This window comes from Actinospica durhamensis (genome assembly GCF_018139695.1).
GTDB lineage: Bacteria > Actinomycetota > Actinomycetes > Streptomycetales > Catenulisporaceae > Actinospica > Actinospica durhamensis.
On sequence record NZ_JAGSOG010000285.1, the window covers coordinates 1 to 10,533 of the forward strand.

Sequence of the window (10,533 nt, forward strand, 5' to 3'; positions counted from 1 at the left end):
CCTCATCTCCCCGCCGCCGCACCACGACATCTACTCCATCGAAGACCTCGCCCAGCTCATCCACGACCTGAAGAACGCCAACCCCTCGGCCCGCGTGCACGTCAAGCTGGTCTCCGAGGTCGGCGTCGGCACGGTCGCGGCGGGCGTGTCCAAGGCACACGCCGACGTGGTGCTCATCTCCGGCCACGACGGTGGCACCGGCGCAGCCCCGCTCACCTCGCTCAAGCACGCGGGCGGCCCGTGGGAGCTCGGCCTGGCCGAGACCCAGCAGACGCTGCTGCTCAACGGGCTGCGCGACCGGATCACCGTGCAGACCGACGGCCAGCTCAAGACCGGCCGCGACGTGGTCGTGGCCGCGCTGCTCGGCGCCGAGGAGTTCGGCTTCGCCACCGCGCCGCTCGTCGTCTCCGGCTGCGTCATGATGCGCGTGTGCCACCTCGACACCTGCCCCGTCGGCGTCGCCACCCAGAACCCCGAACTGCGCGCCCGCTTCTCCGGCAAGCCCGAGTTCGTGGTCACCTTCTTCGAGTACATCGCCGAGGAAGTCAGGGAGCTGCTCGCCGAGCTCGGCTTCCGCAGCATCGAGGAGGCGGTCGGCCGGGTCGAGCACCTGGACGCCACCAAGGCGGTCGAGCACTGGAAGGCCGCGGGCCTTGACCTGACCCCGCTCTTCCACCTGCCCGAGCTGCCCGAGGGCGCCCCGCGCCACCGCACCACGGTCCAGGACCACGGCCTCGCCAAGGCCCTGGACAACCAGCTGATCGACCTCGCGCACGACGCGCTCGAGGACGGCACCCCGGTGCGGGTGCAGCTGCCGGTGCGCAACGTCAACCGGACCGTCGGCACCATGCTCGGCCACGAGGTGACCAAGAAGTACGGCGGCGCCGGCCTGGCCGACGACACCATCGACATCACCCTGACCGGCTCGGCCGGCCAGTCGCTCGGTGCCTTCCTCCCGCGCGGCATCACGCTGCGGCTCGAGGGCGACGCCAACGACTACGTCGGCAAGGGCCTGTCCGGCGGCCGCATCGTGGTCCGCCCGCCGCGCGAGGCCAGGTTCGACTCCTCGCGCAACATCATCGCCGGCAACGTCGTCGGCTACGGTGCCACCAGCGGCGAGATCTACCTGTCCGGCACCGTCGGCGAGCGCTTCGGGGTGCGCAACTCCGGCGCCACCCTGGTCGTCGAGGGCGTCGGCGACCACGCGCTCGAGTACATGACCGGAGGCCGCGTCGTCATCCTCGGCGAACACGGCCGCAACATCGCCGCCGGCATGTCCGGAGGCATCGCCTACGTCCTCGATCTCAAGGTCGCGCGGGTCAACCCCGGCCTCGTCGCCGTCGAGGCCCTCGACGCCGACGACCGCGCGTTCCTGCACGAGACCGTCAAGCGCCACTTCGAAGAGACCGGTTCCCAGGCCGCCGCCGTCCTGCTCGCCGACTGGGCGGGTTCGATCGCCCGCTTCGCGAAGATCATGCCCATCGACTACAAGCAGGTACTCGGCACCCGGGCCGCCGCCGAACGCGCGGGCCTGAGCGAGCAGGAGACCCTCGAGAAGATCATGGAGGCCGCTCATGGCTGACCCGCGCGGATTCCTGACCACCCCGGTCCAGCACCCCGAGCGCCGCCCGGTCGAGCAGCGGGTGAAGGACTGGAAAGAGGTCTACCCGCAGCGCGCGCTGCTTCCGTTCATCCAGAAGCAGGCCGGCCGCTGCATGGACTGCGGCATCCCCTTCTGCCACAACGGCTGCCCGCTCGGCAACCTCATCCCCGAGTGGAACGACCTGGTCTGGCGCGACGACTGGGCCGAGGCCATCGAGCGGCTGCACGCGACCAACAACTTCCCGGAGTTCACCGGGCGGCTGTGCCCCGCGCCGTGCGAGACCGCCTGCGTGCTCGGCATCAACCAGCCGGCCGTGACCATCAAGAACGTCGAAGTCTCCATCATCGACAAGGCCTGGGACGCCGGGCTGGTCAAGCCGCAGGAGATCGAGCGCCACAGCGGCAAGACCGTCGCCGTCATCGGCTCCGGGCCGGCCGGCCTGGCCGCCGCCCAGCAGCTGACCCGGGCCGGGCACACCGTGGCCGTGTACGAGCGCGCCGACCGCATCGGCGGCCTGCTGCGCTACGGCATCCCCGAGTTCAAGATGGAAAAGCGGCACCTGAACCGGCGCATCGAGCAGATGCGGGCCGAGGGCACCAAGTTCCGCACCGGCGTCGCCGTCGGCCAGGACATCCTCGCCTCGCAGCTGCGCGACCGCTACGACGCGCTCGTGCTCGCCGTCGGCGCCACCAAGGCCCGCGACCTGCCGGTGCCCGGGCGCGAGCTCGAGGGCATCCACCAGGCGATGGAGTACCTGCCGCTGTCCAACAAGTCCTCGGAGGGCGACTTCGTCACCCCGCCGATCACCGCCAAGGACAAGCACGTCATCGTCATCGGCGGCGGCGACACCGGCGCGGACTGCCTCGGCACCGCCACCCGGCAGGGCGCGCTCTCGGTCACCCAGCTCGAGATCATGCCCGAGCCCCCGAGCGAGCGCCCGGCGGGCCAGCCCTGGCCGACCTACCCGATGACCTACCGCGTCACCTCCGCGCACGAGGAGAACGGCGAGCGGGTCTACGCCGTCAGCACCACCGAGTTCGCCGGCGACGAGGACGGTCACGTCAGGGTCCTGCGGCTGACCGAGGTCAAGTTCGAGGCCGGACGCTTCGTCCAGGTCCCGGGCACCGAGCGGGAACTGCCCGCCGACCTGGTGCTGCTCGCCATGGGCTTCACCGGCCCGGAGCAGGACAACGGCCTGGTCGCCCAGCTCGCCCTTGACCTCGACGAGCGCGGCAACATCCGGCGCGACGGCGAGTACCGCACGAACGTGGAGAACGTGTTCGTGGCCGGGGACGCCGGACGCGGGCAGTCGCTCATCGTCTGGGCGATCGCCGAGGGCCGTTCCGCCGCCGCGGCGGTGGACCGGTACCTGGCCGCGCACTCCACCCTGCCGGCGCCGATCGAGCCGACCGACCGTCAGCTGTTGGTCTGATTCTTTCTCAGGTGTACATCTGAGCGTCAGGGGCGACTTCCGGTGAAGTCGCCCCTGACTGATGTGGTTAGGATTGCGGTGGACACCGGCCTTGGTGGTGCGCGCACCGGAGTCGGAGCGGGATTCCCTCGTTAGGACTTAGTTACTTGTGGGTAAGGGATAGGGTCGCTGATATGCGTCGCGCGAAGATCGTCTGTACACTCGGCCCCTCGGCCGCAACTCTCGAGCAGCTCTCGGCCCTGGTAGCCGCCGGCCTCGACATCGCCAGGCTCAACCTCTCCCACGGCTCGTACGCCGAGCACGAGGAGCGTTACTTCAACGTGCGCAAGGCCGCCGACCAGGCCGGCCGCGCCGTGGGCGTGCTCGTCGACCTCCAGGGTCCGAAGATCCGCCTCGGCACCTTCGCCGAAGGCCCGATCCTGCTCGAGCGCGGCGACGAGTTCACCATCACCGCCGAGGACGTGCCGGGCGACCAGAAGATCTGCTCCACCACGTACAAGGGCCTGGCCGGCGACTGCCACGCGGGCGACCGCATCCTGATCGACGACGGCCGGGTCGCCCTGGACGTGGTCGAGGTGGACGGGCCGCGGGTCAAGTGCCGCACCGTCGAGGGCGGCAAGCTCTCCAACAACAAGGGCATCAACCTGCCCGGCGTCGCCGTCTCCGTCCCCGCCCTGAGCGAGAAGGACATCGCGGACCTGCGCTGGGCCCTCGGCGAGAACGAGGCCGGGGTGCGCGCGGACATGATCGCGCTCTCCTTCGTGCGCAGCGCCAAGGACGTCGAGGACGTCCACGCGGTGATGGACGAGATCGGGGTGCGCCTGCCGGTCATCGCCAAGGTGGAGAAGCCGCAGGCGGTCGACAACATGGACGAGATCGTGGACGCCTTCGACGGCGTCATGGTCGCCCGTGGCGACCTCGGCGTGGAGATGCCGCTCGAGCAGGTGCCGCTGGTGCAGAAGAAGCTCGTCACCATGTGCCGCCGCAACGCCAAGCCGGTCATCGTGGCCACCCAGATGCTGGACTCCATGATCACCGCCAGCCGCCCCACCCGGGCCGAGGCGAGCGACGTGGCCAACGCCATCTTCGACGGCGCCGACGCGGTGATGCTCTCGGCCGAGACCTCGGTCGGCGACTACCCGGTCGAGACGGTCCAGACCATGGCCCGGATCATCTGCGCGGTCGAGGCCGAGGTGCTGGCCAAGGGTCTGCCGCAGGCGATCTCCAAGCCGCGCACCAAGGGCGGCGCCGTGGCCCGTGCCGCCGCCGAGCTCGGCGACTACCTCTCCGCCAGCTATCTGGTCGCCTTCACCAAGAGCGGCGACACCGCCCGCCGGCTCGCCCGCTACCGTTCGCCGATCCCGGTCCTGGCCTTCAGCCCCGACCCGGTCGTGCGCTCGCAGCTGGCGCTGACCTGGGGCGTGGAGACCTTCATCGGCGAAGAGGTCGGCTCCACCGACGAGATGGTCGTCCAGGTCGACCACGCCCTGCTCGAGCTCGGCCGCTGCAAGCCCGGCGAGCTCATCATCATCACGGCCGGCTCCCCGCCCGGGATCCCCGGCTCGACCAACGCCGTGCGCGTCCACCGCGTCGGCGACGCCGTGGGCGGAGCCGCCCCGGCATACCGCGCCAAGGCGTGACGCGGGCGTAGAGCGGTAGGCGGCGGGAGCCAGTGCGCGGGTTCGACCAGGGTCGGGCCGGCGCAGTGGCTCCCGTTCGCGTTGCGCGGGGCTACGGGACCGCGGCAGTCAGTACTTCGGCCCCACGAAGGAGTCGAGCCGCCGCACCGACTCCCGCCTGGCTATGGAGACGCAGTTGCGGTTGTTGTACCGCCACCGCACGCCCAGCCGGTCCAGCGCCTCGGTGAACAGATCCCGGATATGAGGGCTCTCGTTCGTGAAGTGGTACCGGGAGTAGTAGTAGCGCGTGGTCTTCCCGCCCCGCGTGCGCACCGCCATGTTGTACACGCGGCATCCGTCCGAGTGAATGAGCCCCCCGATGAACCGCTCCGGGAACTGCGCGACGATCTCCCGCTGCCAGTCCTCGAGCACGATCGGCCGCTCATGCTTGCGCCCGGGCCCGTGCTGCGGGAACAGGCACGTCCAGTGCTTCGAGTAGGCCTTCACCTCGTGCATCCCGGGCCTCTGCACCCGGTGCACGCTGTTGCCGGGCATGACGTCCCGGATGGAGGCCTCGCACTCGTCCATGAGGCCTGGCCACGCGTCGGCGCAGGAGATGCTCAGAAAGGTGACGCCCTTCTCGCGCATCTGCTTGCCGCTGCCGATGTATCCGTCGCCCAGATACAGGCCGAGAAGATAGGCGTAGGACCGGCGATTGAGCAGCCGGCCGCCGGGATCACAGCGCGGGCAGATCGAAACGCGTCGACCCGGCAGGGTCCCGGAGCGCCGACGGTCCTTGTGCTTCCAGGCGCCGATCGTGCCGACGGGAACGTGGAGTGCGCGGGCGACCTCGGCGTTTCCGATGCCGTTGCGCAGCATGGCGATGGCTTTGGTGCGAACTTCGAGCGAGTGTGCGATGACGGGCATGTCACCCAGAATGGGTCGACACCCGCGCGTATGCGGAGAAATAGAACTCATTCACTAGGAATGAGTAAAAGTAGCATAATTTGAGCTTTGTGCCCCGGGTGGGATTCGAACCCACACTGTACGGGTTTTGAATCCGTTGCCGTTCTGCCAGTTGGGCTACCGGGGCTCCCCATACAACGCGAGAGCATACCGCATCCCGGACCTGCGGTGCGCGGGACAGTCGGTGTCCACTAGGCTGGTCTAACACCATAGTCGCGACAGGCAGCAGCAAAAGGGGCAGGCACGATGACCGCCGAGGACAGCAACCAGCCGCGTAAGCGCGTGGTGATCGCCGAGGACGAGGCGCTGATCCGCATGGACCTGGCCGAGATGCTGGCCGAGGAGGGTTACGACGTCGTCGGGCAGGCGGGCGACGGCGAGCAGGCCGTGAAGCTGGCCGAGGAGCTGCGGCCCGACCTGGTCATCCTCGACGTGAAGATGCCCGTGCTGGACGGGATCTCGGCCGCCGAGCGCATCGGCGAGGCCAAGATCGCCCCGGTGCTCATGCTCACCGCCTTCTCCCAGCGCGAGCTGGTCGAGCGGGCCCGCGACGCCGGCGCTATGGCGTACCTGGTCAAGCCGTTCTCCAAGGCCGACCTGGTGCCGGCGATCGAGATGGCCACCTCCCGCTACGAGGAACTGCGCGCCCTCGAGAACGAGGTGGCCGACCTGCAGCTGCGCTTCGAGACCCGCAAGATCGTGGACCGGGCCAAGGGCCTGCTGCAGGCGCAGCTCGGCATGAACGAGCCGGCCGCGTTCCGCTGGATCCAGAAGACCTCGATGGACCGCCGCCTGACCATGCGCGAGGTGGCCCAGGCCGTGGTCGACGGCACCACGCCGTCCTCCTCGGCCCAGTAGTCCCCGCCCGCCGCCTGCCGCGCCCTGCGCGGCGGACCGGTACATCCGGGCCCTGAGGCTCGTCCGCTCATCCGTTCTCGGCTCACCGGCCGTCTTCCGCACCCCGTGCGGGAGACGGCCGGTTTTCGTATACCTGAGCCCGATCGTGCCCTGATGCGGTATTTCCCGCCCCTTAACCGGTAATGGGGAATTGGGAATGAAGCCGGTTCCGCGACCTGGAAACCTGACGGGTGGTGAGATGCGGCGGGCGGTCCAGATCGTGGGCCGAAAGGTCGGGCGAGTGCCCGGAAACTTGGGCTGATCTTGGTTGACAAGTGATCAGAACCTGCTATGACCTGCGCTGATGTCACAGTTTCAGTGAGAAGAGGGGTTTACCAAATCGCAGCATAGACACTCTTCTCACAGGGCATACGTGTCTCTAACATGAGCCAACGCCTCTGCCGTGCGTGACGACCCACACACGGCCCGCCGCCTGAAACGAGTGAAGGATTCACGTATGGCAACTGACACAGCTCCGGCTACAGCCGGAGCCAGCAATCATCTGAGGCGCAACGTAGGCATGATCGGCCTGCTGTGGGCTTCGGAGACCTCGATCATCGGTTCAGGATGGCTCAAGGGTGCGGAACGCGCGCTGGTCACGGCGGGTCCGGCCGCGATCATCGCGTGGGGCATCGGTTCCGTCGCCATCATCATCCTCGCGCTCGTGCACGCCGAGCTCGGCGGCATGTTCCCGGTCGCGGGCGGTTCGGCGCGGTTCGCGCACTACGCCTTCGGCGGCGCGGCGGGCGCGTCGTTCGGCTGGTTCGCCTGGCTGCAGGCCGCGTCGGTGGCACCGATCGAGGTCGAGGCCACGCTGAGCTACACCGGCCACTACTCCTTCGCCGCGAACTGGACGACATCGACCGGAACGCTGCACGGGTGGGGCTATCTGGTCGCCGTCATCGCCATGGCGATCTTCGTCGCGGTCAACTTCATCGGTATCAGGGCGCTGGCCCAGGTCAGCAACGCGATCACTTGGTGGAAGATCGCCGTCCCGCTGGCCACGATCCTGATCGTCGCGGTCACCCACTTCCACGCGTCGAACTTCTCGGCCGGCGAGGGCTTCATGCCGCACGGCATCGAGGGCGTGTTCGGCGCGGTCTCCGGCAGCGGCATCATCTTCTCGCTGCTGGGCTTCGAGCAGGCGATCCAGCTCGGCGGGGAGTCTTCGAACCCGAAGAAGGACATCCCGCGGGCGACCATCTACTCGATCCTCATCGGCGCCGCGGTCTACATCCTGCTGCAGGTGTTCTTCATCGGCGCGATCCCGGCCGCGAACATCCCGCACATGTGGTCCGACCTGAACTTCCCCGGCATCTCCGGTCCGTGGGCGGGTCTGACGACGCTGGTGGGCCTGGGCTGGCTGGCGAAGGTGCTCTTCTTCGACGCCGTGGTCTCTCCGTTCGGAACCGGTGTCATCTACACCACCGCCACCTCGCGGTACTCGATCGCGATGGAGAAGAACGGCTACTGGCCGCGCGGTACCGGCAAGCTCAACGGCGCCGGCATCCCGTGGGTGGGTCTGCTGCTGTCCTTCATCATCGGCTGTGCCTGCTTCATCAACTACTCGAACTGGAACAACTTCGTCGGCTTCATCACCTCGGCGAGTGTCCTGATGTACGCGGGCGCCCCGCTCGCGTTCGGAGTGTTCCGCACCAAGCTGCCGGACTGGGAGCGCCCGTTCCGGCTCTTCGGCGGTGTGTGGATGGCCCCGCTCGCCTTCGTCGTGGCGAACCTGGTCATCTTCTGGTCCGGCTGGAGCACGCTCGAGGGCCTCGGCATCGCGATCGTGCTGGGCTACCTGGTCATCGTGGTCACCCAGGTGTTCAGGCTCAACTCGAACCCGCTGATCCTGGACCTGCGCGCGGCCTCCTGGCTGCCGATCTATCTGCTGGGCATGGGCGCGATCTGCTGGGCGAGTGACTTCGGTCCCGGACACAGCTTCCTGTTCAAGACCGCGCCGCTGCACTACTGGTGGTCGGACATCCTGGCCGTGACGGTGTTCAGCCTGGCGATCTACTACTGGGCCCAGGCCGTCGCGCTCCCGGTGGACAAGCTCCGTTCGGCGATCGAGACCACTTCGGTGGCGGAGCTGCCCGCGCACTGACGCGCGCGCATCTCGGTATACCCGCGGGGCCCCGGCAGCACAGTGTTGCCGGGGTCCCGCTCTGTGTACACGGACCCCTTCCACTCCTGCTGTTTCCGTGATAGAAACGCGCCCGAGTTGTCGTGTTTGCCGCGCGGATCGCGCTGCGCGGATGAGCGAGGACGGGGAGGTCGATGCAGCTTCCGGATACGTCGTACTGGTCTGGCCACAGGGTGTTGGCTCTGGCCGAGCAGTACGAACAGGAGGAAAGGCTCGAGGAGTGTTTCGAGCTCTATCGGCGGGTGGCGCACCTGGTGGCGACGACGTTGCCCGCGGATCGGACGGCCGCCCTGATCGGGCGGATGATGACGGCGGGGGCGGTGACGGCGGCGGAACAGGTCTTCCACGAGATCGTGGAGACCTGCGGGCCGCATCCGTCTTCGACCGCTTATACGGCGAGCGCGCTGATGAGCGCGGGAGTGCCGGATCTGGCGTACTACTTCCTGGACGCGGTGCTGGCCAAGTACCAGAGTTCTGAAGGGGAGTTGGAGTCGTTGGCCGCGTACCTGAACGCGGGCCGGCGCTCCGAACTCGCGGTGTACGCGTTCACGGCGGCGGCGCGCAACAAGCCGGTGTCCACCGTGCTGCGTTACAGCGCGGTGTTGCGCAAGCGCGGGCATTCGCAGTCCGCGTTGGACCTGCTGGTCTCGGTGGTGGCCGGGCGCCCGGAGGACGCGGGGGCGTTGGTGGGCGCGTTGCGCAAGGCCAATCGGGAGCACGAGGTGGAGCCGGTGCTCTCGGGTCTGGCGACGGGTGCGAGCGACGGGGCCTGTGCGGTCCTGTTGGACTGTCTGGTCAAGGACGGTTCGCACGCCGACGTGGAGGTGCTGCTCGACGTGTTGGGCCGGCGGCCGTTCGCGTCGCTGGCGTCGATCGCGAGCACGGTGGACGCGGCGGACGCGGCCACGATGCTGGTGCCCGCGCTGCTGGCTGCTCCGATGGCCGAGCAGACGGCGTACTTCACCTCGTCGCAGGCGGAGCTCTCCTCATCCCAGCGGGGGAGGCTCGCCTCGCTGCTGGTGGCTTCGGCGCCGGAGGAGTGCCCGGACGCCTTGCTGTCCTGGTACGCCGGCTGGGCTGATCCTTCGGGCCTGGTGTGGCTGGTGGAGCGGCTCCAGGAGGCGCGCATCCCGTTGGACCCGGTGCTGGCCGCGGCGGCCGCACGGCGGGACTTCACGACCCTGCGGGAGGCGCTGCACCGGCTCGGGGCGCATCAGCTCTCTTATCGCCTGGCCGGGCTCCGGTCGGAATTCGGGCTCTGAGGTACCCGGTGGCCCGGCTCCGGACCCGCGGGTCGCGGGGCCGGGTCATCCGTGCGGGGGAGTGCTGCGGGCTGACTGGTCCCGTGGCATGAGCCGGTGAGATCGATCCCTGAGGCGATCCGCCGGAGGGGGTGCGCACGGCATCGTGGTGGGCGAAGCGAACGCCGATCGGGAGGGCCGTCATGAGCGCGATGTCCATCGCCACACGGGAGATTCTGCACGGGCGCCGGGAGCCGGAGGTGCGGCTGCTTGCGGTCTGCGCGCTGGCGCTGGTGCCGTGGATCGCGGTGCTGGCGTTGACGCTGCCGGCGCACGCGGTGGCGCGCAACTGGTCGCTGGCGTGGTCCGGGTTCGACGTCCTGCTGGCGCTGATGCTGGCCGCCACCGCGTGGCTGCGCCGCCGCGGCGACGTGCGGGTGGGGGCGGTGGCCGGGGCGAGCGCGGCGATGCTGGTGGTCGACGCGTGGTTCGACACCTCGACCTCGGCCAAGGGTCTGGACAGTGCGATGGCCTGGTTCAGCGCCGTGTTCATCGAGCTGCCGCTGGCCGCGATCTGTGGCCGGATCGCGCTGCGCACCGGGCGCTGAACGGGCCGGACGCGGGGTGGG

Annotated in this window: 8 protein-coding genes and 1 tRNA gene; 7 read left to right on the plus strand and 2 right to left on the minus strand. The window is 69.0% G+C overall.

Annotated elements, in window-relative coordinates:
- The 3 genes from KDL01_RS34275 to pyk all read left to right on the plus strand — a co-directional run.
- The coding region (locus KDL01_RS34275; protein WP_246577407.1) for a GltB/FmdC/FwdC-like GXGXG domain-containing protein at nt 1-1,582 on the plus strand (1,582 nt) is incomplete at its 5' end.
- Nucleotides 1,575-3,035, plus strand: a complete 1,461-nt coding sequence (locus KDL01_RS34280; RefSeq protein ID WP_212532849.1) for a glutamate synthase subunit beta — start codon at nt 1,575-1,577, stop codon at nt 3,033-3,035. The genes KDL01_RS34275 and KDL01_RS34280, both read left to right, overlap by 8 nt.
- Nucleotides 3,036-3,208: 173 nt before the next feature.
- Complete coding sequence (gene pyk, locus KDL01_RS34285; RefSeq protein ID WP_212532850.1) at nt 3,209-4,675, plus strand: pyruvate kinase; 1,467 nt, start codon at nt 3,209-3,211, stop codon at nt 4,673-4,675.
- Nucleotides 4,676-4,783: 108 nt separating this feature from the next.
- Here pyk and KDL01_RS34290 read toward each other — a convergent pair whose 3' ends face one another.
- Together KDL01_RS34290 and KDL01_RS34295 are read right to left on the minus strand one after the other, a co-directional pair.
- Nucleotides 4,784-5,581: a hypothetical protein gene (locus tag KDL01_RS34290; RefSeq protein WP_212532851.1), complete on the minus strand. Its 798-nt coding sequence runs from the start codon at nt 5,579-5,581 to the stop codon at nt 4,784-4,786.
- A 90-nt stretch (nt 5,582-5,671) separates the two neighbouring features.
- Nucleotides 5,672-5,747, minus strand: a tRNA-Leu gene (locus KDL01_RS34295).
- A 119-nt stretch (nt 5,748-5,866) separates the two neighbouring features.
- Here KDL01_RS34295 and KDL01_RS34300 point away from each other — a divergent pair.
- From KDL01_RS34300 to KDL01_RS34315, 4 genes are all read left to right on the plus strand, one after another.
- Nucleotides 5,867-6,478: an ANTAR domain-containing response regulator gene (locus KDL01_RS34300; RefSeq protein ID WP_212532852.1), complete on the plus strand. Its 612-nt coding sequence runs from the start codon at nt 5,867-5,869 to the stop codon at nt 6,476-6,478.
- Nucleotides 6,479-6,974: 496 nt separating this feature from the next.
- Nucleotides 6,975-8,624, plus strand: coding sequence for an APC family permease (locus KDL01_RS34305; protein WP_212532853.1), 1,650 nt, complete (start codon nt 6,975-6,977; stop codon nt 8,622-8,624).
- A gap of 173 nt (nt 8,625-8,797) precedes the next feature.
- Nucleotides 8,798-9,925 carry a hypothetical protein gene (locus KDL01_RS34310; protein WP_212532854.1) on the plus strand — a complete coding sequence of 376 codons (1,128 nt, stop codon included), beginning with the start codon at nt 8,798-8,800 and terminating at the stop codon, nt 9,923-9,925.
- 182 nt (nt 9,926-10,107) lie between these two features.
- A complete protein-coding gene (locus KDL01_RS34315; RefSeq protein WP_212532855.1) occupies nt 10,108-10,512 on the plus strand; it encodes a hypothetical protein in 405 nt (134 codons plus the stop codon).
- Nucleotides 10,513-10,533 lie beyond the last annotated feature (21 nt).

Coding starts and splice junctions, on each gene's coding strand:
- KDL01_RS34280 (WP_212532849.1), top strand. CDS start 1,575: ATGGCTGACCCGCGCGGATTCCTGACCACCCCGGTCCAGCACCCCGAG.
- pyk (WP_212532850.1), top strand. CDS start 3,209: ATGCGTCGCGCGAAGATCGTCTGTACACTCGGCCCCTCGGCCGCAACT.
- KDL01_RS34290 (WP_212532851.1), bottom strand. CDS start 5,581: ATGCCCGTCATCGCACACTCGCTCGAAGTTCGCACCAAAGCCATCGCC.
- KDL01_RS34300 (WP_212532852.1), top strand. CDS start 5,867: ATGACCGCCGAGGACAGCAACCAGCCGCGTAAGCGCGTGGTGATCGCC.
- KDL01_RS34305 (WP_212532853.1), top strand. CDS start 6,975: ATGGCAACTGACACAGCTCCGGCTACAGCCGGAGCCAGCAATCATCTG.
- KDL01_RS34310 (WP_212532854.1), top strand. CDS start 8,798: ATGCAGCTTCCGGATACGTCGTACTGGTCTGGCCACAGGGTGTTGGCT.
- KDL01_RS34315 (WP_212532855.1), top strand. CDS start 10,108: ATGAGCGCGATGTCCATCGCCACACGGGAGATTCTGCACGGGCGCCGG.